Source organism: Lampropedia hyalina DSM 16112 (assembly GCF_900129055.1).
GTDB classification, from domain to species: Bacteria; Pseudomonadota; Gammaproteobacteria; order Burkholderiales; family Burkholderiaceae_C; genus Lampropedia; species Lampropedia hyalina.
The window spans coordinates 19,759-44,745 of the sequence record NZ_FQUZ01000006.1 but is presented as its reverse complement, the minus strand read 5'-3'; the positions used below and the strand labels follow the sequence as shown (position 1 = coordinate 44,745).

At 61.9% G+C, this 24,987-nt stretch carries 28 protein-coding genes and 1 pseudogene; 23 read left to right on the top strand and 6 right to left on the bottom strand.

What is annotated here, in order from left to right:
* The first annotated feature begins 206 nt into the window (after window positions 1–206).
* The 7 genes from hemB to BUE21_RS03615 all read left to right on the top strand — a co-directional run bounded on the left by hemB (window position 207) and on the right by BUE21_RS03615 (window position 6,186).
* Entirely contained in the window at window positions 207–1,217 is a 1,011-nt protein-coding gene (hemB, locus tag BUE21_RS03645; RefSeq protein WP_073354768.1) for a porphobilinogen synthase, read from the top strand.
* 57 nt (window positions 1,218–1,274) lie between these two features.
* On the top strand, window positions 1,275–1,982 hold the full coding sequence (locus tag BUE21_RS03640; protein WP_073354766.1) for an HAD family hydrolase: 708 nt from the start codon (window positions 1,275–1,277) through the stop codon (window positions 1,980–1,982).
* On the top strand, window positions 1,979–2,641 hold the full coding sequence (locus BUE21_RS03635; RefSeq protein WP_073354764.1) for a nitroreductase: 663 nt from the start codon (window positions 1,979–1,981) through the stop codon (window positions 2,639–2,641). The genes BUE21_RS03640 and BUE21_RS03635 overlap by 4 nt, the downstream gene beginning before the upstream one ends.
* A gap of 106 nt (window positions 2,642–2,747) precedes the next feature.
* Window positions 2,748–3,437: a DUF2796 domain-containing protein gene (locus BUE21_RS03630; protein WP_159435793.1), complete on the top strand. Its 690-nt coding sequence runs from the start codon at window positions 2,748–2,750 to the stop codon at window positions 3,435–3,437.
* 47 nt (window positions 3,438–3,484) lie between these two features.
* Entirely contained in the window at window positions 3,485–4,195 is a 711-nt protein-coding gene (locus tag BUE21_RS03625) for an ABC transporter ATP-binding protein (RefSeq protein WP_073354885.1), read from the top strand.
* Window positions 4,192–5,457: an ABC transporter permease gene (locus BUE21_RS03620; RefSeq protein ID WP_073354763.1), complete on the top strand. Its 1,266-nt coding sequence runs from the start codon at window positions 4,192–4,194 to the stop codon at window positions 5,455–5,457. The genes BUE21_RS03625 and BUE21_RS03620 overlap by 4 nt, the downstream gene beginning before the upstream one ends.
* Window positions 5,458–5,529: 72 nt before the next feature.
* A complete protein-coding gene (locus BUE21_RS03615) occupies window positions 5,530–6,186 on the top strand; it encodes a DUF3299 domain-containing protein (RefSeq protein WP_234971036.1) in 657 nt (218 codons plus the stop codon).
* A 312-nt stretch (window positions 6,187–6,498) separates the two neighbouring features.
* Here the strand turns inward: BUE21_RS03615 and BUE21_RS03610 are convergent, their stop codons facing one another.
* The 5 genes from BUE21_RS03610 to mpl form a co-directional block, all read right to left on the bottom strand.
* Window positions 6,499–7,044 (bottom strand): GNAT family N-acetyltransferase, encoded by a 546-nt coding sequence (locus tag BUE21_RS03610; RefSeq protein WP_073354761.1) that lies wholly within the window; start codon window positions 7,042–7,044, stop codon window positions 6,499–6,501.
* A 114-nt stretch (window positions 7,045–7,158) separates the two neighbouring features.
* Complete coding sequence (gene minE, locus BUE21_RS03605; RefSeq protein WP_073354759.1) at window positions 7,159–7,431, bottom strand: cell division topological specificity factor MinE; 273 nt, start codon at window positions 7,429–7,431, stop codon at window positions 7,159–7,161.
* Between the two features lie 6 nt (window positions 7,432–7,437).
* Window positions 7,438–8,253, bottom strand: coding sequence for a septum site-determining protein MinD (gene minD / locus BUE21_RS03600; RefSeq protein WP_073354756.1), 816 nt, complete (start codon window positions 8,251–8,253; stop codon window positions 7,438–7,440).
* 68 nt (window positions 8,254–8,321) lie between these two features.
* On the bottom strand, window positions 8,322–9,110 hold the full coding sequence (gene minC / locus BUE21_RS03595; protein ID WP_073354754.1) for a septum site-determining protein MinC: 789 nt from the start codon (window positions 9,108–9,110) through the stop codon (window positions 8,322–8,324).
* A gap of 392 nt (window positions 9,111–9,502) precedes the next feature.
* A complete protein-coding gene (gene mpl, locus BUE21_RS03590) occupies window positions 9,503–10,918 on the bottom strand; it encodes a UDP-N-acetylmuramate:L-alanyl-gamma-D-glutamyl-meso-diaminopimelate ligase (protein WP_073354752.1) in 1,416 nt (471 codons plus the stop codon).
* 112 nt (window positions 10,919–11,030) lie between these two features.
* Between mpl and BUE21_RS03585 the strand changes: the two genes are divergently transcribed.
* From BUE21_RS03585 to BUE21_RS03515, 15 genes and pseudogenes are all read left to right on the top strand, one after another.
* A complete protein-coding gene (locus BUE21_RS03585) occupies window positions 11,031–11,633 on the top strand; it encodes a hypothetical protein (RefSeq protein WP_073354881.1) in 603 nt (200 codons plus the stop codon).
* Window positions 11,630–12,208 (top strand): TlpA disulfide reductase family protein, encoded by a 579-nt coding sequence (locus BUE21_RS03580; RefSeq protein ID WP_073354751.1) that lies wholly within the window; start codon window positions 11,630–11,632, stop codon window positions 12,206–12,208. The genes BUE21_RS03585 and BUE21_RS03580 overlap by 4 nt, the downstream gene beginning before the upstream one ends.
* Window positions 12,209–12,490: 282 nt before the next feature.
* On the top strand, window positions 12,491–12,940 hold the full coding sequence (gene accB / locus BUE21_RS03575) for an acetyl-CoA carboxylase biotin carboxyl carrier protein (protein WP_073354749.1): 450 nt from the start codon (window positions 12,491–12,493) through the stop codon (window positions 12,938–12,940).
* Between the two features lie 99 nt (window positions 12,941–13,039).
* Window positions 13,040–14,395 (top strand): acetyl-CoA carboxylase biotin carboxylase subunit, encoded by a 1,356-nt coding sequence (gene accC, locus BUE21_RS03570; RefSeq protein ID WP_073354747.1) that lies wholly within the window; start codon window positions 13,040–13,042, stop codon window positions 14,393–14,395.
* A gap of 37 nt (window positions 14,396–14,432) precedes the next feature.
* Complete coding sequence (gene prmA, locus BUE21_RS03565) at window positions 14,433–15,359, top strand: 50S ribosomal protein L11 methyltransferase (protein ID WP_073354745.1); 927 nt, start codon at window positions 14,433–14,435, stop codon at window positions 15,357–15,359.
* Between the two features lie 353 nt (window positions 15,360–15,712).
* Window positions 15,713–16,753: a zinc-ribbon and DUF3426 domain-containing protein gene (locus BUE21_RS03560; RefSeq protein WP_073354743.1), complete on the top strand. Its 1,041-nt coding sequence runs from the start codon at window positions 15,713–15,715 to the stop codon at window positions 16,751–16,753.
* Window positions 16,754–16,808: 55 nt separating this feature from the next.
* Window positions 16,809–17,726 (top strand): carbohydrate kinase family protein, encoded by a 918-nt coding sequence (locus BUE21_RS03555; RefSeq protein WP_073354741.1) that lies wholly within the window; start codon window positions 16,809–16,811, stop codon window positions 17,724–17,726.
* 77 nt (window positions 17,727–17,803) lie between these two features.
* Entirely contained in the window at window positions 17,804–18,460 is a 657-nt protein-coding gene (lolA, locus tag BUE21_RS03550; protein WP_073354739.1) for an outer membrane lipoprotein periplasmic chaperone LolA, read from the top strand.
* Between the two features lie 274 nt (window positions 18,461–18,734).
* Window positions 18,735–19,598 (top strand): ABC transporter ATP-binding protein, encoded by an 864-nt coding sequence (locus BUE21_RS03545; RefSeq protein ID WP_073354738.1) that lies wholly within the window; start codon window positions 18,735–18,737, stop codon window positions 19,596–19,598.
* A complete protein-coding gene (mlaE, locus tag BUE21_RS03540; RefSeq protein ID WP_073354737.1) occupies window positions 19,595–20,377 on the top strand; it encodes a lipid asymmetry maintenance ABC transporter permease subunit MlaE in 783 nt (260 codons plus the stop codon). The genes BUE21_RS03545 and mlaE overlap by 4 nt, the downstream gene beginning before the upstream one ends.
* 56 nt (window positions 20,378–20,433) lie before the next feature.
* A complete protein-coding gene (mlaD, locus tag BUE21_RS03535; RefSeq protein WP_073354735.1) occupies window positions 20,434–20,913 on the top strand; it encodes an outer membrane lipid asymmetry maintenance protein MlaD in 480 nt (159 codons plus the stop codon).
* Between the two features lie 38 nt (window positions 20,914–20,951).
* The gene (locus BUE21_RS03530) at window positions 20,952–21,764 is read left to right on the top strand and encodes an MlaA family lipoprotein (protein ID WP_073354733.1); all 813 of its coding nucleotides are present in this window, start codon (window positions 20,952–20,954) and stop codon (window positions 21,762–21,764) included.
* Window positions 21,765–21,900: 136 nt separating this feature from the next.
* A complete protein-coding gene (locus BUE21_RS03525) occupies window positions 21,901–22,593 on the top strand; it encodes an MlaC/ttg2D family ABC transporter substrate-binding protein (protein ID WP_073354879.1) in 693 nt (230 codons plus the stop codon).
* 48 nt (window positions 22,594–22,641) lie between these two features.
* The gene (locus tag BUE21_RS03520; protein WP_084522788.1) at window positions 22,642–23,007 is read left to right on the top strand and encodes an STAS domain-containing protein; all 366 of its coding nucleotides are present in this window, start codon (window positions 22,642–22,644) and stop codon (window positions 23,005–23,007) included.
* A gap of 109 nt (window positions 23,008–23,116) precedes the next feature.
* Window positions 23,117–23,392 (top strand): annotated as a pseudogene (locus BUE21_RS03515) (hypothetical protein); the annotation flags it as partial.
* 570 nt (window positions 23,393–23,962) lie between these two features.
* On the opposite strand, the gene BUE21_RS03510 reads toward BUE21_RS03515, so the two are convergent.
* Window positions 23,963–24,466 (bottom strand): hypothetical protein, encoded by a 504-nt coding sequence (locus tag BUE21_RS03510; protein WP_073354729.1) that lies wholly within the window; start codon window positions 24,464–24,466, stop codon window positions 23,963–23,965.
* A 121-nt stretch (window positions 24,467–24,587) separates the two neighbouring features.
* Between BUE21_RS03510 and BUE21_RS03505 the strand changes: the two genes are divergently transcribed.
* Entirely contained in the window at window positions 24,588–24,902 is a 315-nt protein-coding gene (locus tag BUE21_RS03505) for a hypothetical protein (RefSeq protein WP_143164403.1), read from the top strand.
* The last annotated feature ends 85 nt before the right edge of the window (window positions 24,903–24,987 follow it).

Genomic DNA, 24,987 nt, shown 5'->3' with positions numbered 1-24,987 from the left:
CACCTTGCCCGTATCGACATACGGGCGGCGGCGTGCGCCTAGATTGGCCTGCCGGGGCGCACTGGCGCGGGGGTGAATCTAATGGATGACACGCCCTAATGACAATGACCTGCCAGCGTTGATTCAGCTTTTGGCTCCTCGCTCTACAATTCCCAAGGTAGGGGTGCTGCACACTGGCTGCCCCGGCTCTTGCAAAGGCAGGTCACATGACAAGCGTTCACACTTCCCTGTACCCTCTGGCGCGTCCGCGCCGACTGCGCCGCGACGCGTTCACCCGCGATCTGGTGCGCGAAAACCGGCTGGGCGCGCAGGACTTGATCTATCCCGTGTTTGTGCAGGAAGGCCAGGGGTTGCGCACCCCCGTGCCTTCCATGCCCGGCGTGGCGCGGCTCAGCCTGGATGAGCTGCTGCCCGTGGCGCGTGAATGCGTGGCACTGGGCATTCCGTATCTGGCCTTGTTTCCGGTCATCGAAGCGAGCCTGAAAACCCCCGATGGCGAGGAAGCCCTCAACCCGGACGGGTTGATTCCGCGCGTGGTGCAGGCCCTGAAAAATGAATGCCCCGATCTGGGTATCCTGACCGATGTGGCACTCGACCCCTATACCAGCCACGGACAGGATGGCCTGCTGGACGCACAAGGGCATATCCTCAACGACGAAACCGTCGGGCAACTGACGCGCCAGGCTTTGGTGCAGGCACAGGCTGGCGTGGACATGGTGGCCCCCAGCGACATGATGGACGGCCGCATCGGTGCCATCCGGCAGGGGCTGGAAAGCAACGGCTTCTTCTACACCCGCATCATGGCCTACAGTGCCAAGTACGCCAGTGCGTTCTACGGGCCGTTCCGCGACGCAGTAGGGTCTGCCGCAAACCTGGGCAAGAGCGACAAGAAAACCTACCAGATGGACCCCGGCAACAGCAACGAAGCCTTGCGCGAGGTCGCACTGGACCTGGCCGAAGGCGCAGATGCCGTGATGGTCAAGCCCGGCATGCCGTATCTGGACATCGTGCGCCGTGTCAAGGACGAATTCGGGGTTCCGACCTTTGCCTACCAGGTCAGTGGCGAATACGCGATGCTGAAGGCAGCGGCAGCCAATGGCTGGCTGGATCACGATGCCGTCATGCTGGAGAGCCTGCTGGCATTCAAGCGTGCCGGTGCCGACGGCATCCTGACCTACTTCGCGCTGGATGCGGCACGGCTGCTGCGCCAGCCCTGAAACCCTGCGCCAGCCACGGCTATACTCGGGAGCATCTTCACAAGAAATGCCTCTTCCATGACCGTTTATCAGGCCGTTCTGTTCGATTGCGATGGCGTGCTGGTGGACAGCGAACCCATCACGGCGCGGGTGCTGCACCAGTGTTTGCAGGAAAGTGGCTGGGCACTCGATTACGCCGAGTGCTGCCGGATTTTCATTGGCAAGGCCGTGCGGGATGAACGCGCCCGCATCGAGCGCGAAACCGGCCAGCCGCTGACCGACGACTGGATGGCCGCGTTCTACGCCCGGCGCAACGTGGCTCTGCTGGCGGAGCTGGAACCCATAGCAGGGGCCTTGCAGGCCGTGGCCGATGTACACGCGCAATTCCAGGGGCGCATTGCCTGCGCATCCGGCGCAGATCGCACCAAGCTGCGGCTGCAACTCGACAAGGTCGGGCTGAGCCACTACTTCGACCAACGGCTGTTCAGCGGGCAGGAACTGCCGCGCAACAAGCCCCACCCGGATGTCTATCTTCAGGCTGCGGCCGCGCTGGATGCCGAGATTGGCCGCTGCGTGGTGGTGGAAGACTCCCTCACCGGTGCGCGTGCCGGGCTGGCCGCTGGTGCGACGGTGATCGGCTTCGCCCCGGACGAACCCCGCGCACAGGCTTTGCGCACAATCGGGGTGCATGCCATCGTGCCGCACATGGCCGCACTGCTGTCGATCATCGAACGCCTACCGCAGGCAAACTCCTTTTCCATCTCTTCCGAAACCTTCTGCCCATGACCGTTTCCCAAGCCCTTCGCGCCCGCCACTCGGCACGCGCCTTCACGCCCGAACGCCCTGCCGCCGATCTGGTGCAATCCCTGCTGGAACAGGCCGGACTGGCCGCATCCGGCGGCAATATGCAGCCCTGGAACGTCATCGCACTGGCCGGTGAGCCGCTGCAACAGGCAATAGTCGCGGTGCAAACCGACACACCGGATGAAACACCGGCCACCATCTCCTACCCGCCCGGCCTGTGGGAGCCGTACCGCAGCCGCCGCTTCCAGAATGGCGAAGAGCTGTACCAGAGCATTGGCATTCCCCGCGAAAACAAGACCGCGCGGCTGGAACAGGTGGCCAAGAACACCGAATTCTTTGGCGCGCCCGTGGGCATTTTCGTGCACACGGACGTGCGCATGGTGGCCGCCCAATGGATCGATCTGGGCATCTACCTCCAGTCTTTCATGCTGCTGGCCACGGAACAGGGCCTGGCCACCTGCGCACAGGGCTTCTGGAGACGCTATCAGGAGCCATTGAAGCAGGCACTGGCACTGCCCGATACCCAGCAGGTGGCCTTTGGCATCGCACTGGGCTATGCCGCCCCGCAAGCCCCCATCAACCAGTGGCGATCCACCCGCGCCCCCTGGGCCGAATGGGGTCAATTGCGCGGCTTCGACTGAAAACAGACAGGCCCCCACGGGCTTTGACACATTCCTGTATTGATGAAGTGTTATCATTTTCGGGATTCTTCCTGATGAGATATTCGCTTTTTGCAAGGAGCCTGTTGTGTCGAATGCCCGTTTCCCCTCTGTCCCCCTGAATTTCTCCGCATCCGTGCGCACGGTATGGGCCGCCGCCTTGTGTGCCGGTCTGGGCGCACATGCCTGGGCGCAGGGCACACACGACCATGACCATGCCGATGCCTCATCGGCCCAACATGCCCATGTACACGGTGTGGTCACGCTGGACGTGGCGGTGGACGGCGGGCAACTGCTGCTGGACCTGCAATCGCCCTTGGCAGACATCGTGGGTTTCGAGCACGCCCCAAAGACCGCCGAGCAGCAGCAACAGGCCAAGGATGGTCTGGCCAAAGCACGCAATGGTGCGCAATGGTTCGCCCCCACACCGGCCGCCCAGTGCGTGCTGGAATCCGTGGAACTGGAGGCCCCCACACTGGAAATCGCCAAGGACGCTCACGGCCACGATCACAAAGATGAGCACGGCCACAGCCACGACGACGACCACAAACACAGCAAGGAAGGCGATGGTCACGATGACCACGCACACGGCCACAACGACCTGCTGGCACACTACAGCTTCCGCTGCGCCAAACCCGATGCACTCCAGTTCGTCGATGTCGCGCTATTCGCCGCCTTCCCCAGCATTCACACCGTGGATGTGCAAACGGCTCTGGCCAGCGGCCAGACCCAGCAGAAACTCAACCCCAACAGCCGCCGCATCGAACTGAAACGCTGATGCCGCTGGCTGGACAGCAGCCACGGCACACCACATCCCCCTGCACCATGTCCGAACCTGTATTGCAGATTCAGCACCTGCGCTTTGCCTGGCCGGGTCAGTCCACGCCCTGCCTGCTGATCGATGAGTTCCAGATTGCCGCTGGCGAAACCGTCTTCCTGTACGGCCCCAGCGGCTGCGGCAAGAGCACGCTGCTGTCGCTGATGGCCGGGGTTTTTCTGCCACAACAGGGGCAGGTGCGGCTGCACGGCACCGACTGGGCCAGCCTGGGCGCAGCACAGCGCGACCGCCACCGTGCCGACCGGGTGGGCTATATATTCCAGCAGTTCAACCTGCTGCCCTACCTGGGCGTGCTGGACAATGTGCTGCTGCCCTGCCGCCTCTCCACCCAGCGACAGCAGGCTGCGGCCGCCCGCAGTGGCACGATGCAGGCCGATGCCCAGCACTGGCTGGCCGCCATGGAATTGCCAGCGCAAAGCTGGAACCGCCCGGCCCGTGCCCTGTCGGTCGGGCAGCAGCAGCGCGTCGCTGCGGCACGCGCATTGGTGGGCACGCCCTCACTCATCATTGCCGACGAACCCACTTCGGCACTGGATGAAAACCGCCGCGACAACTTCATGGATCGGCTGCTGCACGCCTGTGCCACGGCAGGCAGTACCCTGGTATTCGTGAGCCACGATCAGCGGCTGGCACACCGCTTCTCGCGGCAGGTAAGCCTGCCCACCATCAACCGTGCCGCTGGAGGAACCACAGCATGAAAGCCCTGCTGCGCCTCGCATGGCTGAGTGCCTGGAACCGCCGCTTCACGCTGTCGCTGACGGTATTTTCGATTGCGCTGTCGGCCTTCATGCTGCTGGGGGTGGAGCGCATCCGCACCGACGTGCGCCAGGGCTTTACCTCCGCCGTATCGGGCACCGACCTGATCGTGGGCGCGCGCACCGGCTCGGTGCAGTTGCTGCTCTACTCGGTGTTCCGCGTGGGAGCCGCCACCAACAACATCCGCTGGCAGAGCGTGCAGGACATGGCACAGATGCGCGGCGTGGCCTGGATCATTCCGCTGTCGCTGGGCGACTCGCACCGGGGATTTCCAGTGCTGGGCACGAGTGCCGACTACTTCACCCACTTCCGCTATGGCGAGCGGCGCGCGCTGGAACTGGCACAGGGCCAGCCCTTCGACGACCTGTTCGATGCCGTGCTGGGCGCAGACGTGGCGCGGCAACTGGGCTACGCGCTGGGCGACCGCATCGTGCTGGCGCATGGCTCCGGCGGGGTACTCAACGTGGTGGAACACGACGACAAGCCCTTCGTGGTCAGCGGCATTCTGGCCCCCACCGGCACGCCGGTGGATCGCACCGTACACATCAGCCTGCAAGCCATGCAGGCCCTGCATGTGGACTGGATGAGTGGGATGCGCCTGCCCGGTCAGGACATTGATGCCGATGCCGTGCGGCAAATGGACTTGCAGCCGCGCAACATCACCGCCGCACTGGTGGGGCTGCAATCGCGCGCCCAGGTGTTCTCGGTACAGCGACAGGTGAACAATTACCGCAGTGAGCCACTGATGGCCGTACTGCCGGGCGTGGCTATGGACGAACTCTGGCGCGTCATCGGTGCGGGCGAGAAATCGCTGCTGCTGATGTCCATTCTGGTGGCCTTCGTCAGCCTGCTGGGCATGGTGGCCGTGGTGCTGGCAGGACTGAACGAACGCCGCCGCGAGCTGGCGGTGCTGCGTGCCGTGGGCGCACGCCCCGCCCATGTGGTGGCCCTGCTCGCCCTGGAAGGCGCGCTCACCACCCTCGTAGGCATGGTGCTGGGCACATTGACGCTGCTGGCCGCACTGGTGCTGCTGTCACCGTGGCTGCTGAACCAGTTCGGCCTGGTGGTGTCTGCCTGGGCGTTCACACCCTTGCAGCTCTGGCTGCTGCTGGGCTTGCTGGTGACGGGGCTGCTCGCCAGCCTGATTCCGGGCTGGCGTGCCTACCGGCTCTCGCTGGTCGATGGGCTGTCGCCACCAGTGTGACACATGAATGGTGCACAATAGCCCGCTGTGTTTTTCAACCCATGCGGCCTTGCCTGCCTCTCCTGCCACGCCATGACTGCCACCCAGACCCAGCCTTCACCCGCTCACCTTCCGATGCGCCGCCCCGTTCGCCCCCTTGCCAGCACCCTGCGCCGGCTGCTGGCATGCAGCGCAGGGCTGCTGCTGGGCACCGCCGTGTATGCCGCTGATGCTCCCGCCAAAACCACCCCAGCCAGCACGGCGACCACCGCCAGCACCAGCAGCACCCCCACTGAAATCAGCTGGGATGATCTGGTGCCCGCCAACTGGGACCCCAGCACGGAATTCGCAGACCTGATCGAAGCCGGAGCCGCCTCCTGGGAAGACACCGACCCGCGCGCCCAGGAGCTTTATGCGCGTCTGCGCAAGGTCTGGGACAACGCCCCGGTGGTCAAGGAAATGAACGGCAAGGCCATCCGGCTGCCCGGCTATGTGGTGGCCCTGGAAGAAGGCAGCAAGGGCATGACCGAAATGCTGCTGGTTCCCAACTTCGGGGCCTGCATCCACACGCCCCCACCTCCTGCCAACCAGATCATCCACGTCCGCTTCCCCACCCCGGTGAAAGGATTTGACTCGCTGGATGCCGTATGGGTCAGCGGCGTGCTGGAAGTACAGCGCACCGACAACTCCGACATGGGCGTGAGCGGCTACCGGCTGGTGGCACAGGACATCCAGAAATACCGCGAGTGACCCTGCAAGAAAGTGTTTACGATTTCAGGACAATACTGTTCAATCAAGAAAAGTACCCGTCACTCCCGCGAAAGCGCACTGCTGTCCGAAACGTTTTGAGAGGGCTGCCAATGGTGCTATTGCAACCGCCCTCGACACACAAACTGCCGTCATTCCGGCGCAGGCCGGAATCCAGTAACCCCTTGTTCCATTCGGCAATATCGGTGTTTGTTGCAACGTCGTCACTGGATTCCGGGTCAAGCCCGGAATGACAATGCTACTTGTACAGCATCGCCATGCAATCGTAAACACGTTCTAAACTCGCGCCTCGCCTCAATCCGGGTTCTGCACCGTATCCGGAGGAGTCTGGCTGCCCGGCAGAATCAACTGGAAGAAGCTGACATCGCGCCATTGGCCAAACTTGTGGCCGCCCTCGCGCAGGGTGCCGAAATGCACAAAGCCCAGATTCTCGTGCAGCACGATGCTGGCCTCGTTCTCGGCATCGATCACGGCCACCAGCACATGCAGCGACTGCGCCGTGGCCGCCTCGATGAGCTTTTCCAGCAGAATACCGCCCAGTCCATCGCCCCTGGCATCCTGGTGCAGGTAGATGGAATGTTCCACGGTGCGGTTGTAGCCATCGAGACTGCGGAACAGGTCATAGGTGGCGAAACCCATCAGCGTCTGCTGTGCATCATCGGTGACTGCGCCAATGATGGGAAAGCCCTTCTTCTCGCGGCTCTCGAACCACTGGCGCATGTCCTCCTCGCTGTAGGGCGTGTGCTCATAGGTGGCGGTGGTCTCCACGATCGCCTTGTTGTAAATTTCCATGATGCGCTGGCCATGCTCGGCAAAGCTGCACTGGATGAATTGGATCATGTAAAAGCTCCTTCAGAAATCGATGAATATCGGCCCGCGTGGCAAAGTCCCAGACATGAAAAAAGACGCATAGAGATGCGTCTTTGCAAACCGGCATGGCTGTGACACTGGCACTCAGCCCGCCTTTTTTTCCACTTCGGGCATTTCGATCTTGACCTCCAGCACCTCCAGGTTGTCCTGCTGCTCCAGGTTCACCTTGATGTCGTTGATGTCGATCTGGATGTACTTGGAGATGACCTCCACCAGATCGCGCTGCAAGTCATTGAGGAAATCAGGCCGATTCGAGTCCAGCGTGCTGCGCTCATGTGCCAGAATGATTTTCAGCCGGTCCTTGGCCACAGAGGCTGTCGGCTTTTTCGTGCCGAACCATTTTTTTATCAGGGACATGGCTGCTTACCTCCCACCAAAGAGGCGTTTGAGGAAGCTCTGCTTTTTCACCTCGATGAATCGCATCGGCTTGTCTTCGCCCAGGAAACGCGCCACCACGTCCTTGTAGGCTTCGGAAACATCGGAGTTTTCCATGTGGATGGCAGGCACGCCCTGGTTGGAGGCATTCAGGATGGTTTCCGACTCGGGAATCACGCCGATGAGCTTGATGCGCAGAATTTCCTGAATGTCTTGCAGCGACAGCATCTGGCCGCCTTCCACCCGCCCGGGGTTGTAGCGGGTGATGAGCAAATGCTCCTTGACCGGCTCCTTGCCATCGATGGCGCGCTTGGTCTTGGAACCCAGCATGCCCAGAATGCGGTCGGAGTCGCGCACGGACGAGACTTCCGGGTTCGTCACCACCAAGGCCTCATCGGCAAACTTGAGGGCCATGAGCGCGCCACTCTCAATCCCGGCGGGCGAATCGCAGATGATGTACTCGAAGCCCATGCCTGCCAGTTCCTGGAGCACCTTCTCCACGCCCTCTTCGTTCAGCGCATCCTTGTCGCGCGTCTGGGACGCGGCGAGGATGAAGAGGTTGTCGAGTTGCTTGTCCTTGATGAGGGCCTGGCTGAGCTTGGCCTCACCGTGGATGACGTTGATGAGGTCATAGACCACGCGGCGTTCCGCGCCCATGATGAGATCCAGATTGCGCAGGCCGACATCGAAGTCGATCACAGCCGTCTTGTGGCCGCTCAATGCCAGGCCAGAAGCAAAGCTGGCACTGGTCGTGGTCTTGCCAACGCCACCCTTTCCTGAAGTTACTACAACGATTTTGGCCATTCAGTTCGTCCCTTTGTTTCAAAAATAGTTTGGTTTCCCGCAGGCGATAGTGTATTGCAGCGGCTTCATCATCCAAGGTTCAGCGGCTCGAACAGCAGGCGTTCGCCCTCCAGACGAATCTGCGTGGGCTTGCCGCTGATGTTGGCAGGCAACTCGTTTTCGGCGGTGCGGTAAATGCCCGCCACGGAAACGAGCTGGGCTTCCATGCAGCTGGTGAAAATCCGGGCATTGGCATTGCCGCGCGCACCGGCAATGGCACGCCCGCGCAGGGGCGCATAGACGTGGACGTGGCCATCGGCAATGACTTCCGCACCAAAATTGACCACGGCCGTGACAATCAGATCGGCCCCCTTGGCATAGACCTGTTGCCCGGAACGCAGCGGGCGGTCGATCAGCACGGTTTCCGGCGCGGGACTTTCGCGCACCACTTCCACCTCGCGCACCACTTCCCGGATTTCCACCACCGGCTCGGGTGCCACGGGGCTGGCCACCGCAGCATCCGCATCGGCCTCCGGGCGGGCTGTGCCGACATCGGGAGCCACCGACAGCCCGGCCAGCCGGGCCGCTTCCATCTGCTCGGGGCTGGCATTGCGCACGGACACCGGAATGGTCTGGAGCTTGACCAGGGCGTGTTTCAGAATCTCGAAATCGGGTATCTGCGGCAATTCGCGGATGGCCGACAGGTCCAGGATGACGGCATCGTTGTCGAAAAACTCCGGTTCATCGGCAAAACGCTCCTGCAATGCCTGGGCGACTTCGTAGGCATTGGCGGACTTGAGCAATACGGCGACCACGGGCAGGGTCGCACTTTTGAGTTCGAAAATGGAACGGATCGAAGCCGTTGTGGGTGCAGACATGGAGGAGAGGCTTTATCTGGCAATCGGAAAGTGACGTTCTGGCACAGGAATCCGGCAGAACACAGGATACAGGCAGCCACCACCCGGTACGCGGCCCTGACCCCATTCGATCATGCACAGAAAAAACACACTGTGTCATGGTATTCCCGTGGTTTCAGGGTCTGGCACCGGGGGCGAAGCCCGCATGGTGGAAGGAGAGAGGCTGGCAACGCTGAATGCGTGGGTTAGGGAAGGTCTGCATGTCCACGGCATTTGCAGCATCCCGAACCCATGCTGCAAGGCCGCATCCAGGCGCAAAGGCCGTGTGCGCAGCGCGTGCCCGCAACGGCTGGCCAGAAGGGATGAGTGCAGCATGTGCATAGGCAGGAAGCGGCGATAGAAAAGCAGCGTGTTCAGGTGAAGCGGCGCGCAATCGCTTCTTGCAGTCGCCGGTGGATGCCATCGAAACTGCCATTGCTCATGCAGACGATGTGATCGCCCGGCTGGGCCAGTTCTGCAATTGCATCGACCAAGGGCACGATCTGGTCGAACACCCTGGCCTTGTCGCCCAGGGGAGTCAATGCCGCCCCGACATTCCAGCCCAGCTGGTGGTTGTAGGCAAACACGGCATCGGCCTGTTGCAGGGCGGCGGGCAACTGCTCGGCCATGACACCCAGCTTCATGGTGTTGCTGCGTGGCTCGAACACGGCAATGATGCGCTCCTGTGAGCCAAGGGTTTTGCGCAGGCCCTCCAGGGTGGAGGCAATCGCCGTGGGGTGGTGGGCAAAATCATCGTACAGCGCGATACCGTGGCGATCGTCGATCTTCTCCATGCGACGGCGCACGCCCTGAAAGCGTTGCAGGGCCGCTGCCGCCGAATGGGGGGCAATGCCAATGTGGTCGGCCGCTGCAATGGCCGCCAGTGCGTTGAGCTGGTTGTGCCGCCCGCTCAGGCCCCAGGCCACATGCCCGACACGCTCGCCCTCGTAACGCACATTGAATTCCTGCTCGGTACCGCTGGCACTGTAGGTTCTGGCAGGCGCGGATGCCGTTGCAGCCTCACCGAAGAAACGCAGGTCGCTCCAGCATCCCTGTTTGAGCAGATGCGGCAAATGCTCATCGTCGGCATTCGACAGCACCCGGCCATTGGAAGGGACGGTGCGCAACAGATGGTGGAACTGCCGCTCGATCGCTTCGACATTCTCGAAAATATCGGCGTGGTCGAACTCCAGGTTGTTCAGCACCAGGGTGCGGGGGCGGTAATGCACGAACTTGCTGCGTTTGTCGAAGAAAGCCGTGTCGTATTCGTCGGCCTCGATCACGAAGAAAGAAGTCTTGCCCGGCTTGACCGGCCGCCCCGAACGGGCACTCTGGGAAAAATTGAGCGGGATGCCACCAATCAGAAAGCCAGGGTTGCTGCCATTGGCCTCCAGAATCCAGGCCAGCATGGAAGCCGTGGTGGTCTTGCCATGCGTGCCGGCCACCGCCAGCACATGGCGGCCTTGCAGCACATTCTCGGCCAGCCACTGCGGGCCACTGATATAAGGCAGCCCCTGATCCAGAATGGCCTCCATCAGCGGAAACTTCGCACTGCCATCGGCAAGCCGGGCGCGGCTGACGACATTGCCCACCACAAAGCAATCGGGCTTCAGGGCAAGCTGGTCTGCGCCATAGCCTTCGATGATATCAATACCCATATTGCGCAGTTGATCGCTCATGGGTGGATACACTTGGGTATCGCATCCCGTCACGGTATGGCCGCTTTCTTTGGCAAGTGCCGCAATGCCGGCCATGAAAGTGCCGCAAATGCCGAGTATATGTATGTGCATGGCACAGATTCTAAGCCTTCGGCGACAGAAAATCAGGATAACAACCCTTATTCCAAGGACACCGAAATCTGTCATATTGGCACAGCCCGGAACCATCCCATATTCCCGCCACATGCCCCAGGACAACACCCAGGAACAGATTGCCCGCATCGCCGCCGCACTGGTGGTCGATACCGGGGCAGACATGGCCAGGGCCAAGCAAAAAGCCCTGCGCCAACTGGGCCTGCCCGCCCGCACCCCGCTGCCGGACAACCGGCAGGTGGACGCAGCCATCCGCAGCCATCTGCGCCTGTTCCAGGCCGACAGCCAGCCCCGTGAACTGCACCTGTTGCGGGAACTGGCCCTGCACTGGATGCTGCGGCTGGCCGCGTTCGATCCGCTGATCGGCGGTGCCGTCTGGCAAGGCACGGCCACGCGCCAAAGCGACATCCACCTGCAACTGTTCAGCGACGACCCCAAGGAAGCCGACATCTGGCTGCTCAACCAGAACCTGACTTTCGATGTGCAGGAAGCCGCAGGGCTGCAAGGCCAGCGCGTGCCCGTGCTGACGCTGGCCCTGCCCTGTGCCGCCCTGCAAACACCGATTCTGCTGTGCCTCTGGATTCACCCTCGCACGGCCCGGCGCGGCACCTTGCTGCCCGATGCCCAGGGAGAGGCTCCCCACGGCACGGCCGACCAACTGCGCCAGCGCATCCAATCCCCCACCACACCATGACCCACATGCCACACGCCACCCCAGCCGATACCGCTGCATTCGCACACTCCAATCGCCGCCAGTGGCTGCGACATCTCGCACAGGCGAGTGCCGTGCTGAGCATGGGCATGGGCATGCCGGTATGGCAAGCCGCTGCCTCCACCCCTGCGGGCAACAGCACCGACGCATTCTGGCAAGCCGAGTTGCCCGGTCTGGACGGCCAACCCCAGCCATTGAACGCCTACCGGGGCAAGCCCCTGCTGGTGAACTTCTGGGCGAGCTGGTGCGCACCCTGCGTCAAGGAACTGCCACTGCTCAACACCTTCCACCACGCATTGCCTACAGGCGAATGGCAGGTGCTGGGCATTGCCGTGGACACGGCCAGCAATATCCAGCGATTCCTGCAACGCACGAGCGTGGACTTTCCCACACTGGTGGCAGGATCGGCCGGTCTCCAGCTCAGCCGGGGTTTGGGCAACACCTCCGGGGGATTGCCCTTCACGGTGGTATTCGACTCCAGCGGTCAGGTAATCGAGCGCGTATCCGGGCTGGTGGAAGAAGGCCAGTTGCAGCAATGGCGTGCAACCGTGCGCTGAATGCCCCGCATAGCCCACCATGCCGCGTTCAGTACACAACTGCATGTAAATCTGCCATTTCTGCATCAACCCTCAAGGAAAGCACCGTTCCCGCACAAAACTGCCAAAGCGTCCAGGCACAAAAAGCAGCGATCACACGGCAACTGTCGGTATCTTTTTATGCAGATTTTGTGAAAATCGACCCCACAGCCGAGGCCAGATAGCCGAAAATAAGCACAATTTGCGCTACATTCCCCCACTCTGTCGTATTGGCTGGCCTTTCAGCCGCTGGAGATTCCTTCCATGGATCTGAGAAAACTCAAAACCCTGATTGACCTTGTTTCCGAATCGAATGTCTCGGAGCTGGAAATTACCGAAGCCGAAGGCAAGGTTCGCATTGTCAAGAGCAGCGGCGCAGCCGTACTGCCCCAGGTCGTCGCCGCGCCTGCCTTGGTGGCTGCCGCACCCGCAGCCCAAACCGCCCCCGCTGCGGCGGCTGCCGAAGAGCCTGCCGAAACCGGCTTTGCCGCCACCGCCCCGATGGTGGGCACGTTCTACCGCTCCCCCAGCCCCGGCTCCGACCCGTTCGTGGAACTGGGCAGTCAGGTCAAGGAAGGCCAGACCCTGTGCATCATCGAGGCCATGAAAATCCTCAACGAGATCGAAGCCGAGCGTTCGGGCACGATCAAGCAGATTCTGGTGGAAAACGGCCAGGCCGTGGAATACGGGCAAAAGCTCTTCACCATCGAATAACCGCCGCCCCCGGCCCTGTGCCGGGGTAACGGTATTCCGAGTGTTCCCGCATGGATGCGGCCTGTTGCGGATGCAGGCATTGCGCTACGAGGTGTCAATATGTTCAAGAAAATCCTGATCGCCAACCGTGGCGAAATTGCCTTGCGGGTGCAGCGCGCCTGCCGTGAATTGGGTGTCAAGGCCGTGATGGTGTACTCCGAGGCCGACCGCGATGCCAAGTATGTGCGCCTGGCCGACGAGGCCGTCTGCATCGGCCCCGCCCCGGCAGGCCAGAGCTACCTGCACATGCCTGCCATCATCTCCGCAGCCGAAGTCACCGATGCCGAGGCCATCCACCCCGGCTACGGATTCCTGAGCGAGAACGCCGACTTTGCCGAGCGGGTCGAGAAAAGCGGCTTCCAGTTCATCGGCCCGACCGCCCAATCCATCCGAATCATGGGCGACAAAGTCTCTGCCAAGCAGGCCATGATAAAAGCAGGCGTGCCCTGCGTGCCCGGCTCCGAGGGCGAACTGCCCGAAGACCCTGCCGAAATCCGCCGCATCGCCAAGACCATCGGCTACCCGGTCATCATCAAGGCCGCTGGTGGTGGTGGCGGACGCGGCATGCGCGTGGTGCATACCGAAGCCGCACTGGTCAATGCCGTGCAGATGACCAAGTCCGAGGCCCAGGCCGCCTTTGGCAACCCTGCGGTGTACATGGAAAAATTCCTGCAAAACCCGCGCCACATCGAGATTCAGATAATTGCCGACAACTTCCGCAATGCCATCTATCTGGGCGAGCGCGACTGCTCCATGCAGCGTCGCCACCAGAAAGTCATCGAGGAAGCCCCGGCCTTCGGCATTCCGCGCCGCCTGGTCGAGCGCATCGGCGAACGCTGTGTGATGGCCTGCAAGCGCATCGGCTACCGAGGCGCAGGCACCTTCGAGTTCCTCTACGAGAACGGCGAGTTCTACTTCATCGAGATGAACACCCGCGTGCAGGTGGAGCACCCTGTCACCGAGCTGATTACCGGCATCGACATCGTCAAGACCCAGATCATGGTCGCGGCGGGCTACAAGCTGCCGGTCACGCAACGCCAGGTGCAACTCAAGGGCCATGCCATCGAGTGCCGCATCAATGCCGAAGACCCCTTCAAGTTCACCCCCTCGCCCGGCCGCATCACCGCCTGGCACGCGCCCGGCGGCCCTGGCGTGCGCGTCGATTCGCACGTCTATGCGGGCTACTTCGTGCCCTCCAACTACGACTCCATGATCGGCAAGATCATCGTCCACGGCGACACCCGCGAGGAAGCCCTCGCACGCATGCGCAGTGCCCTGCTGGAAACCGTGGTCGAAGGCATCAAGACCAACATCCCGCTGCACCGCGAACTGGTGGTCGATGCCAGCTTCTGCGCCGGTGGCACCAACATCCATTACCTGGAAAAGTGGATGGAGCAACGCTCCGGCCTGCTCTGACCCCTGTCCAACACCTTTGCGCACCCCCGCCAGAACCATGTTTGAACTGCACTTGCGCTGTCCCCAGGACAGCGTGGAACCCCTCAGCGACGCGCTGGAAGCCCTGGACGCACTCAGCGTCTCGGTGGAAGATGCCGACGCACTGACCGCCGACGAACAGCCACTCTTTGGCGAACCCGGCACCGAGCCGCAACAACTGGCCTGGAACCGCAGCACCCTCACCGCACTGTTCGCCCGGCGCGAACAGGCCGAAGAAGCGTGGAAGCTGCTGGCCGTACAGGACTTTGCCGCAGGCAGCCAACTGGAGGAAATCCGCGAAGTGCCCGAGGCCGACTGGGTCGGCCTGACCCAGTCGCAATTCCAGCCGGTCGAAATCACCCCGGAATTCTGGATCGTGCCCAGTTGGCACGAAGTCCCGGCCCAGGCGCGCCTGAGCATCGAACTCGACCCCGGCATGGCCTTTGGCACCGGCACCCACCCCACCACCCGCATGTGCCTGCGCTGGCTGGCACAGCACGCCCAGCAGCGCGGCGGCACGCTGGAAGCCGAAGTGCTGGACTACGGCTGCGGCTCCGGCATTCTGGCCATTGCCGCCGCCAAGCTGGGCGCACAGGCCGTCGATGCCGTGGACATCGACGAAGCCGCCATTGCCGCCACCATCCGCAATGCCGAGACCAACGAAGTGGCCCTGCGCAGTGGCACGCCGGAAATCGCCAAGCCCGCCTACCACATCGTGCTGGCCAACATCCTCGCCAACCCCTTGCAGGTACTCGCTCCGCTGCTGTGCAGCCACGTTGCCCCCGGCGGTCATCTGGTGCTGGCCGGCATTCTGGAGCGACAGGCCGAGCAACTCCAGCAAGCCTACGCGCCCTGGCTGGAGTTGAGCGTGAGCGATAGCGAAGAAGGCTGGATTTTGATGACGGCCCGTAAAAAATCTGCCGATGGATCCGTGCAGGCACGGTGATTCACGGCAGGGCATGGCCACTGGCCTTAGAACCTGTTTACGATGTTTTCATGGGGTACGCACGATGCCAAAACTGTTCCAATCAAGGCGCGCGGCGCAGCACAGACTGGGCGTCTGTGCAAGCCGTGCAACGCCGAGTGGGACAGTTTTGGCATCGTGCCCTTGGGGTTGCCCCGTCAGGCAGGCCACTGCGGCGTTGCAAATCCTCGCCGGGCCACCAGCCCGCCTACGGTTTGCGCCTTGCATTGACCCGCCTGACGGGGCAACGTACCCCATGAAAACATCGTAAACAGGTTCTGACCATTGGCATCCGATCGCATCCCATCCACCCCGCCTGAAACCTCCTGCACACCATGAGCCACATCACCCGCTGCCCCGCCTGCCAGACACTGTTCAGGGTCAGTCCCGAGCAACTGAATGTCTCGCAGGGACTGGTGCGCTGTGGCCAGTGCCGCCATGTGTTCGATGGGCGGGAACACATCGTTGGCTCTCTGGATGCCAGCGTGGCTTCGGGCGGTTCGCATACCGACCACCATCCGCCGGTGCCACCCGCACCGACCCCGCCGGACACACCGCCCGACACGGCCCCACCGATTCCCACGGCGGATTTCCGCGTCGATGTCCACCACTGGATGCACGACAGCCTGTACCGGGAAAAACGCCTGTCCGGTGCCATCGAATACACACTGGCACTGCCCGCCCCCGTGGCCGAACCGCCATCGGATGCCGCTGCTGCCCCTTCACCCGGCAACGACTCACTCCAGCAGGCCGAGACAGAAGCAGAACCGGTTGTCGCTCAGCCCCACACAGACACCGATCCACCGCTGGACAGCCTCCAGTCTGTCACTGCCGCGACCAACGACGGCTCCGATACCCAGCCCGAATTCATCCGCCACGCCCAGCGGCAAGCCTTCTGGCGGCGCAAGAGTGTGCGCGCCATGCTGTCATTGACCGCCACCGGCCTGCTGACCCTGCTGGCCACACAAGCTGCCGTGCAGCACAGCCAGCTCATTGCAGCCACCTACCCGGACAGCCGCCCACTGCTGGATCGGCTTTGCCAGTACGCCCAGTGCTCCACCCAGCCCCTGCAAAAGCTTGACTTTCTGACCATCGACAGCTCCTCGCTGGAGCTGACCGAGCCGCGCACCTACACACTCACCTGGAGCCTGCGCAACCACGCGCCCCACTGGCAGGCGGCTCCGGCCCTGGAAATCAGCCTGCTCAATGCCGCCGAGCAGGCCACCATCCGGCGCATCGTGCCCGCATCCGAGTGGAGCCAGACCGCCGAACTCGCCCCGCGCAGCCTGACAGAAAATACCCACACACTCCACATCGATGCCCCGGACAGCAGCATCGCGGGCTACCGCCTGATGATTCTCTACCCAGAGAATTAGACAAACCTGCTGTCATCTGGCGGCACAATCGGATGTCCCACTTAAAGGAGCAACAATGGCAGTCTTGGTATGCGGTTCCCTGGCGTTCGATTCCATCATGAACTTTGAAGGCAGTTTCGCCCAACAAATCCTGCCCGCACAGTTGCACATTCTGAACGTCTCGTTCCTCGTGCCGCAACTGCGCAAGGACTTTGGCGGCTGTGCAGGCAACATCGCCTACGGGCTGAAACTGCTGGGTGGCGACCCGTACCCGATGGCCGCACTGGGCGAAGATGGCGACCACTACCTGCAACGCCTGCGCGACCAGCAAATCCGCACCGACTATGTGCGCCAGTTGCCCGGCAGCTACACCGCCCAGGCCATGATAATGACCGACCGGGACAACAACCAGATCACCGCCTTCCACCCCGGCGCGATGGCGCAGGCGCACGAAATCAGCGCGGCCCATCTGCCCGGCCATATCCGGCTGGGCATCGTTGCCCCGGACGGGCGCGATGCCATGATCGCCCACGCCCGACAACTCACCGAGCAAGGCATTGAATGGGTATTCGACCCCGGTCAGGGATTGCCCATGTTCAACGGCGACGAACTGCGCCACTTCATCGAACAGGCCACCTGGGTCACGGTGAACGACTACGAGGCACAGTTGCTGACCGAACGCACCGGCTGGACATTCAAGCAAATCTCCACGCACCTCAAGGGGCTGGTCATCACCCTGGGCGCATTGGGCTGCGACCTCTGGCAAGACGGCAAACGCCAGCGCGTCATGGCCGTCGAAGTGGAGCACCCGGCCGACCCTACCGGCTGCGGTGACGCATGGCGCGCCGCCCTGCTCTATGGCCTGGAGCGTGGCTGGCCGCTGCTGCGCTGTGCGCAACTGGGCAACCGGGTGGCGGGGCACAAAATCACCCGGCACGGCCCACAGAACTACGACCTGCAAGGGCTGGAACTGGGCGACTTGCTGGATGGATGAACCGGTCGCGCAGAACTTCCCGCCCTGCATCCAGTCCACTGCATACCGCAACGACAGTCCCAATCATCCCTTCGCACATGAAAAAACTCTCCTTTCTGGTCGCCATCCTGGCACTGGCAGGCAATACTGCCTGGGCCGATGGCCTGCAATCGCTGGACGCATTCCTGCACCGCGTGCAATCGGGCACTGCCGACTTCACCCAAACTGTCACGGCTCCCGCCAAGGATGGCCAGCCGGGGCGCGTCACCACCTCCAGCGGGCATTTCGCCTTCGAGCGGCCCGGCAAATTCCGCTTTGACTACCGCAAGCCCTTTCCACAGCTCATCGTCGCCGATGGAACCACCCTGTGGGTCTATGACGAAGACCTGAATCAGGCCACCGCCCGCGCCCAGCAGGACACACTGGACAGCACTGCCGCCAGCATCATTGCCACCGCCACCTCCCGCACCGAACTGGAGCGCAACTTCACCCTCGAAAACCTGGGAGCAGACGCAGCCCCGGATGGCCTGCAATGGATCCGCGCCACCCCCAAGGTCAGCGACGGACAGGTGCGCAGCCTGCGCATCGGCTTTCAGGGCGAACAGCTCGTGGCCGTGGACATGGAAGACAACTTCGCCCAGCACTCCTCCCTGCGGCTGAAGAACTTCGCCACCAATGCCACCGTGCCAGCCAGCCAGTTCCAGTTCCAGCCCCCCGCCGGAGCAGATGTCATCCGCGACCAGAACGGCTCCTGACCCTCCTTCGCGGGAATGCTCGTCCAGCGGGTAAACCCGTAATCCAGCCATCCACAAAGGCAGGCGATACAATGCGAGTCTTTCGGTTGTGCATGTGGGGGATTTGTGTGCATGGCCTGCATCCGTTCCACCTGCCGATTGCGGGGCAGGGTTTTGCCAGGGTGTCCGTAGCCAGCCCTGTCGCCACCAGGCTGCGGCCTGCATTCTGCTGCCACCCTGACCCGGCCACGCCCCTGCGCATGTTTCGCACGATTGCCCGACCTGACCGACTGCCATGAACCCGCCTGATGCCCGCACTGCTGCCGCTTCGCCGCCCTTGATTCGGATCACCAATCTGAATTTTTCGTACGGCGACCGTCCCATCCTGAAAAACGTCAGTCTGGATGTACCGCGCGGCAAACTCACCGCCATCATGGGCGCGTCCGGCGGCGGCAAGACCACCATTCTGCGGCTCATCAGCGGGCAGAACCATCCTCCTACCGGCTCGGTGTTTTTCGATGGCGTGGATGTGGGTGCGTTGCCGCAGAAAGGCCTGTACGCGCTGCGCCGCCGCATGGGGATGCTGTTCCAGTTCGGCGCGCTGTTCACCGATCTGAGCGTGTTCGAGAACGTGGCCTTCCCGCTGCGCGAACACACCCGCCTGCCCGAGCCATTGCTGCGCGACGTGGTGCTGATGAAGCTCAATGCCGTAGGTCTGCGCGGCGCGCGCGATCTGCTGCCCAGCGAGGTATCGGGCGGCATGGCCCGGCGCGTGGCCCTGGCACGCGCCATCGCGCTGGACCCGGAACTGGTGATGTACGACGAGCCGTTTGCCGGGCTGGACCCGATTGCGCTGGGCACGACCGCGCGGCTGATCCGCAACCTGAACGACGCGCTGGGCACAACCAGCATTCTGGTGTCGCATGATCTGGACGAAACCTTCGCCATTGCCGACCATGTGGTGATTCTGGCCAATGGCGGCATTGCCGAGCAGGGCACGCCCGAGCAGGTGCGCCAGAGCCAGAATCCGCTGGTGCGCCAGTTCGTCAATGCCGAGTTCGACGGGCCGGTGCGCTTTCATTATCCGGGGGCCACGCTGGAAGAAGATTTCGGTCTGGCCACCCCATCCACCCATTCCCGCACGGAGACGCACGCATGAACTGGCTCCGCCCTTCCCATATCGGCCACCACACCCGCCAGTTGCTGGCGAACTGGGGCTACGCCGCCCGGCTGTTTCTGCAACTGTGCCTGCTGTCGGTGCTGTCGCTGCGGCGTTTCGGGCTGGTGCGCGACCAGATTTTCTTTCTGGGCAACCGCTCGCTCATCATCATTGCCGTATCGGGGCTGTTCGTCGGCTTCGTGCTGGGCTTGCAGGGCTACTATGTGCTGCACAGCTTCGGCTCCACCGACGCGCTGGGGCTGGTGGTGGCCCTGGGGCTGTTCCGGGAACTGGGGCCAGTGGTGGCCGCGCTGCTGTTTGCCGGGCGCGCTGGCACGTCGCTGACTGCCGAAATCGGCCTGATGCGGGCGGGCGAGCAGCTCAGTGCCATGGAGATGATGGCCGTCAATCCGGTGCAGCGCATTCTGGCTCCGCGCTTTGTGGCAGGCGTGCTCACCATGCCGCTGCTGGCGGCCATTTTCAGTGCCGTGGGCATTATTGGCGGCTGGCTGGTCGGCGTGGTGATGCTGGGCGTGGATGCAGGCGCGTTCTGGGGCCAGATGCAAAGCGGCGTGGACGTATTCAAGGACGTGGGCAATGGCGTGGTCAAAAGCGTGGTCTTCGGCTTCACCGTCACCTTCGTGGCCCTGTTGCAGGGCTATGTGGCAAGACCCACGCCCGAAGGCGTTTCGCAGGCCACGACCCGCACGGTGGTGATGGCCTCGCTGGCCGTGCTGGCACTGGACTTTCTGCTCACGGCCACCATGTTCCGCATCTGAATCCCATCCAGACCAACCGACGCTCCATTGACGAACCAATAAACAGAGGTGAATGTATGCAACGATCCAAACTCGATTTCTGGGTAGGCCTTTTCGTGATGCTGGGCGCGGCCGCGCTGGTGTTTCTGGCCCTGAAATCCGCCAACCTGCTGCAAATGAGCTGGAACACCCAAAGCTACCAGGTGAAAGCGTATTTCGACAACGTCGGCGGCCTCAAGCCACAGGCAGCGGTGCGCAGTTCCGGCGTGGTGGTGGGGCGTGTATCCTCCATCGCGTTTGACGACACCGTGTACCGCGCCCTGGTGGTGCTGGACATGGACAAACGCTACCAGTTCTCGGAAGACAGCTCCCTGAAAATCCTCACCAGCGGCCTGCTGGGCGACCAGTACATCGGCATCGAGGCCGGCTATGAAGAACGCAACCTCCAAGCGGGCGACACCGTCTCGGCCACGCAATCGGCCATGGTGCTGGAGAACCTGATCTCCGGCTTCATGTTCAGCCGCGCATCCGAACCCTCTTCCGGCAGCAAGGAGTAACAGCCCCAGGGCCACCGCTGCAACCATCGACCACCGCCATGACTTCCATCCCTTCCGCTCCCCTCTCCCCCGGCCACCGCCAGGCAGGCCGCATTGCCACACTGGCCGTGGCCACCGCACTGCTGGTGGGCTGTGCCAGCACGGCCCAGCAGCCAAGCTACGCCCCGCACCCGCAAGACCCGCTGCAATCCTACAACCGCGCCATGTACCGCTTCAACGACGGGCTGGATCGCGCCGTCCTGCAACCCGTGGCCACCACCTATACCGAAGTCGTCCCCTCCCCCGTGCGCACCGGGGTCAGCAACTTCTTCGGCAATCTGGGCGATGCCTGGTCGTTCGTGAACAACACCCTCCAGCTCAAGGGCGAACCGGCCATGAGCAGCTTCTTCCGCTTCGCCGTCAATTCCACCTTCGGACTGGGTGGCCTGCTGGATGTCGCCACCGAAATGCGGCTGGAACGCCACAAACAGGACTTCGGCCTGACCCTGCACCACTGGGGCGTGCCATCAGGCCCCTATCTGGTGCTGCCACTGCTGGGGCCATCCACACTGCGCGATACCGCCGCCATGCCAGTGGATGGCTATGGCAACCTGGCCAGCCACCTCTCGCCCAGCTCCCACAGCTACGCGCTCTATGGCCTCAAAGCCATCGACACCCGCGCCGGCCTGCTGCAAGCCAGCGACCTGCTGGGCACCGCCGCGCTCGACCCCTACAGCATGATGCGCGACGTGTACCTGAGCAGCCGCAACCCCGGTCAGCAAGGCGATGGCACACTGAACGACGACTATTACTACGAGGAAGAAGAAAGCACACCACCGGCGGCAGACGGCAAGGCACCTGCCACCCCATAAACCCGGCCTGCTGCAACGGGCACGGAACCTTGTGCTGCCCTCCGGCTCCTATTCCCTGCATGAAGCCCGGCCCATCCGGGCGTACACCCCCACCACAGGCACTGCCTGGTTTCACCCCCACAAGCTGCACCCACCCATGACACGCCAGACCCTACTCCAACGCATGCACCAACCGGCCACGGCACTGATGATCCTGTCTGGCTGCCTGCTCTCGCCCCTGCTGCCCACCACCGCCCACGCACAGAGCACGCCTGCCGCCTCTGCTTCGGCAACCCAGGAGCTGGCTCCCAACGCCATGATCGAGCAAGTCACCTCCCAGGTACTGGCCGAACTGCGCAACAACACCCGCCTGCAAACTGGCGACGTGGCCGTGGCCACCGAAGCCGTCAATCGCGTCGTCATGCCCCATGTCAATTTCCGGCGCATGACTGCCGCTGCCGTAGGCCCGGCCTGGCGCAACGCCACCGCCCAGCAGCGCGACCAGTTGGTGGCGGCCTTTGAAGCCATGCTCATCCGCACCTACGCTGGCTCGCTGGAACAGGTGGGCGATCTGCGCGTCGTCATCCTGCCCATGCGCGCCCAGCCTGCCGATGCCAAGGATGTATTGGTGCGCTCCGAAGTGCGCGGTGGCGACAGCCCCATCCAGCTCGACTACCGACTGGAGAAAACCCCCGGACAGGGACTGGGCTGGAAAATCTACAATGTGAACGTACTGGGCGCGTGGCTGGTAGACACCTACCGCACCCAGTTTGCCCAGCAGATCAACGCCAGCGGCATTGACGGCCTCATCAAGGCCTTGCAGGAACAGAACTTCAAGGCCGAACAGTAACAGCAAACACCCGCCTGCTGCCCGCCCTTCAACCCATCCGACACACCGATGACCGCGCCTACCGAATCCGCCCCGTCTGCGGCAAACCCGCACGCACTGAGCCTGCCACTGCCGCAGCAACTGACCCACGAAAACGTCGGGGTCGCGCTTCAGTCATCGCTGGATCGGATTCAATCGGTGGCCACCTCCGCCGCGCCACGCCACACCGCCTTGCAGGTCGATGCCAGCGCACTCGAACGCTTCGACTCCAGTGCCCTGGCCCTGCTGCTGGCCCTGCGCCGCAAAGCCCACGCCCTGCAATGGAAATTCGCCGTAATCTGCCTGCCCCAGGGCTTGCAGGCACTGGCCCACGTCTATGGCGTAGGCAGCCTGCTGGACACCGAAAACGGCACACCACCTCCGGCTGCGGCCTGAAGCTGCGCGGAGAAATGTGCTTGATAGCATAAAGTGGGAGAGGAAAAGGCACACCTCGCCACTGAATGAACACAAGGCGGAATACGCTGTCGCTATTAACAATTTAGCCTCATGTGCAGGCTACCTTCGTACCTTGCTCATCCAGGGAGCCAGAAGCAGTCACCAAAGAGCCATGAACATGGAAGCCAGCAAAGCCAGTGCAAAGCAACAGTGGATACGCCAACTGGCAGCGCGCATGCCCTTTGGAAAACTGTTGGTGGCCATTGCCAACAAACATGCCCGGCAGCTATGGGCCATGCTCAGACGAGGGCAAGACTACGACCGAGAGGCGTGGCGCAAGCACCCCATGAACCAAGCTGCATCCGTTGCACAAATGGTTGTTTAGAGCGTGTTATGAACTCTGAAAAAATTCTTGATACAACAAGCACTTATGAGTGATTTTCAGAAAGTAAAAATGATGATATTCCTCATAAAAATCAATGTATTACAAGATAGTTCATAACACACTCTAGCGGCAGCAGCACGACACAGAACAACCAGAAGAAAATTCAAAAGAGACGAGTGAGTTTTTGAATAAATGAATAGACATTCTCACCAGAGGCGATAAAAGCAAGTAATCAAGCGGTCAGACCGTCCTGCAGAGAGCCTGGCTAACAAGATGGGGCCAAAGACAAGGGTTGCAGCTGATCCCTGCAGCTCCAAAGCCAAGCCGATGAATGAGAAAGGCCTGTAGGCGCGGTTTTTACGGTGGTCAGGATTTGATGCAAGAATCCAAAAAGACCGATTATGGAAATGCAGTCTGGACAAGCTTGAGAGCGTAGCGGACAAGTGCTGATGGGTGAGAAAGAGCCGAGAAAACCACAAAGAAGCAATGACAGGAATATTGCCAGCACTAAGGCAAGGACATCATGCGCCAATACTTGACGGGGAGCTCCTTATGGAATTGTTGGGCCGCTCACCGACGCTCAAGCGCTTCCTTGGCGTCTGACAGCGACTTGCGAGACTTGCGTAAACGATCCTCCAAGTACTGCACGAATTGCGTCGCCTCAGCTTGTACAAAGTTCTGCCGAAGCTGTGAAATGCGTTGATTAGTGAATTGCTCGAAGTGCTCAGAAAAATCCCCGTAGAAGGATTGCAGGCTTGCAATCTGATCGTGTGTAAGAAACTTATAGATCAGCCCGCTGCGAAACATTTCATCGCCAGATCCGCGCATGACTTTGCCGAAATCTAACCATGTGGCCCACAGATTGAGCGCTTTCCCATTTATAGCATTTCGGAAATCCGATACATCTCCGATCCAGCGCTCTACTTGTCGTAGGTTGTACTCCACCTCGAAGCGAAAGTTCTCCTTTCGCTGATTGGTGGAGCGGCGCTCAAATAAGAGAGTAATTCCAAATGTGATGAAGGTTCCGGCGATGACGCCAAGGAATGCCCCTATGCCTTGAGAAATCAAATCCACGACAACCTCCCCTGAGCGGCCTAACGAATGAAAGGGACTTCCCCGCCCCAAGCATTAAGCCGCGCCGCGAAGCGGCGTCGCGCTTGAATGAATTGTTATGCCACACACTACGGAGAAGGAAATGAAAACACGACACACACAGGGGCCGTGGGAGGCGGTTACAGATCGGCAGTACAGCGACCTACCCTATCTCGTTTTGGGCCCCGGCGCGAGCGATGCAAAGAGCCTGGCGTGGATGCCGTTGTACGTCCATGTAGGTGGTAGAACAGGCTGGGCCGAGCAAAAGGCCAACACGCTGCTGATTGCCGCCGCGCCAGAGTTGCTCGCCGCACTCATTGACGCTGTGGAACTGATTGAGACCATATCGCCCATCGAAGGCGAAACGTTGCGCCATGCCAGAGCCGCGATAACCAAGGCCGTGGGGCATAACGAATGAAAGGGACTTCCCCGTCCCAAGCGATACCAGCAACAGAATCGCAAAAGCACCATCATAGTGTCCAGCCGGGGGAGTACACGCACTC

What these genes read in the sequence shown, in the direction of transcription:
- hemB (WP_073354768.1), top strand. Translation starts at nt 207, where the DNA reads ATGACAAGCGTTCACACTTCCCTGTACCCTCTGGCGCGTCCGCGCCGA.
- BUE21_RS03640 (WP_073354766.1), top strand. Translation starts at nt 1,275, where the DNA reads ATGACCGTTTATCAGGCCGTTCTGTTCGATTGCGATGGCGTGCTGGTG.
- BUE21_RS03635 (WP_073354764.1), top strand. Translation starts at nt 1,979, where the DNA reads ATGACCGTTTCCCAAGCCCTTCGCGCCCGCCACTCGGCACGCGCCTTC.
- BUE21_RS03625 (WP_073354885.1), top strand. Translation starts at nt 3,485, where the DNA reads ATGTCCGAACCTGTATTGCAGATTCAGCACCTGCGCTTTGCCTGGCCG.
- BUE21_RS03620 (WP_073354763.1), top strand. Translation starts at nt 4,192, where the DNA reads ATGAAAGCCCTGCTGCGCCTCGCATGGCTGAGTGCCTGGAACCGCCGC.
- BUE21_RS03615 (WP_234971036.1), top strand. Translation starts at nt 5,530, where the DNA reads ATGACTGCCACCCAGACCCAGCCTTCACCCGCTCACCTTCCGATGCGC.
- BUE21_RS03610 (WP_073354761.1), bottom strand. Translation starts at nt 7,044, where the DNA reads ATGATCCAATTCATCCAGTGCAGCTTTGCCGAGCATGGCCAGCGCATC.
- minE (WP_073354759.1), bottom strand. Translation starts at nt 7,431, where the DNA reads ATGTCCCTGATAAAAAAATGGTTCGGCACGAAAAAGCCGACAGCCTCT.
- minD (WP_073354756.1), bottom strand. Translation starts at nt 8,253, where the DNA reads ATGGCCAAAATCGTTGTAGTAACTTCAGGAAAGGGTGGCGTTGGCAAG.
- minC (WP_073354754.1), bottom strand. Translation starts at nt 9,110, where the DNA reads ATGTCTGCACCCACAACGGCTTCGATCCGTTCCATTTTCGAACTCAAA.
- mpl (WP_073354752.1), bottom strand. Translation starts at nt 10,918, where the DNA reads ATGCACATACATATACTCGGCATTTGCGGCACTTTCATGGCCGGCATT.
- BUE21_RS03585 (WP_073354881.1), top strand. Translation starts at nt 11,031, where the DNA reads ATGCCCCAGGACAACACCCAGGAACAGATTGCCCGCATCGCCGCCGCA.
- BUE21_RS03580 (WP_073354751.1), top strand. Translation starts at nt 11,630, where the DNA reads ATGACCCACATGCCACACGCCACCCCAGCCGATACCGCTGCATTCGCA.
- accB (WP_073354749.1), top strand. Translation starts at nt 12,491, where the DNA reads ATGGATCTGAGAAAACTCAAAACCCTGATTGACCTTGTTTCCGAATCG.
- accC (WP_073354747.1), top strand. Translation starts at nt 13,040, where the DNA reads ATGTTCAAGAAAATCCTGATCGCCAACCGTGGCGAAATTGCCTTGCGG.
- prmA (WP_073354745.1), top strand. Translation starts at nt 14,433, where the DNA reads ATGTTTGAACTGCACTTGCGCTGTCCCCAGGACAGCGTGGAACCCCTC.
- BUE21_RS03560 (WP_073354743.1), top strand. Translation starts at nt 15,713, where the DNA reads ATGAGCCACATCACCCGCTGCCCCGCCTGCCAGACACTGTTCAGGGTC.
- BUE21_RS03555 (WP_073354741.1), top strand. Translation starts at nt 16,809, where the DNA reads ATGGCAGTCTTGGTATGCGGTTCCCTGGCGTTCGATTCCATCATGAAC.
- lolA (WP_073354739.1), top strand. Translation starts at nt 17,804, where the DNA reads ATGAAAAAACTCTCCTTTCTGGTCGCCATCCTGGCACTGGCAGGCAAT.
- BUE21_RS03545 (WP_073354738.1), top strand. Translation starts at nt 18,735, where the DNA reads ATGAACCCGCCTGATGCCCGCACTGCTGCCGCTTCGCCGCCCTTGATT.
- mlaE (WP_073354737.1), top strand. Translation starts at nt 19,595, where the DNA reads ATGAACTGGCTCCGCCCTTCCCATATCGGCCACCACACCCGCCAGTTG.
- mlaD (WP_073354735.1), top strand. Translation starts at nt 20,434, where the DNA reads ATGCAACGATCCAAACTCGATTTCTGGGTAGGCCTTTTCGTGATGCTG.
- BUE21_RS03530 (WP_073354733.1), top strand. Translation starts at nt 20,952, where the DNA reads ATGACTTCCATCCCTTCCGCTCCCCTCTCCCCCGGCCACCGCCAGGCA.
- BUE21_RS03525 (WP_073354879.1), top strand. Translation starts at nt 21,901, where the DNA reads ATGACACGCCAGACCCTACTCCAACGCATGCACCAACCGGCCACGGCA.
- BUE21_RS03520 (WP_084522788.1), top strand. Translation starts at nt 22,642, where the DNA reads ATGACCGCGCCTACCGAATCCGCCCCGTCTGCGGCAAACCCGCACGCA.
- BUE21_RS03505 (WP_143164403.1), top strand. Translation starts at nt 24,588, where the DNA reads ATGAAAACACGACACACACAGGGGCCGTGGGAGGCGGTTACAGATCGG.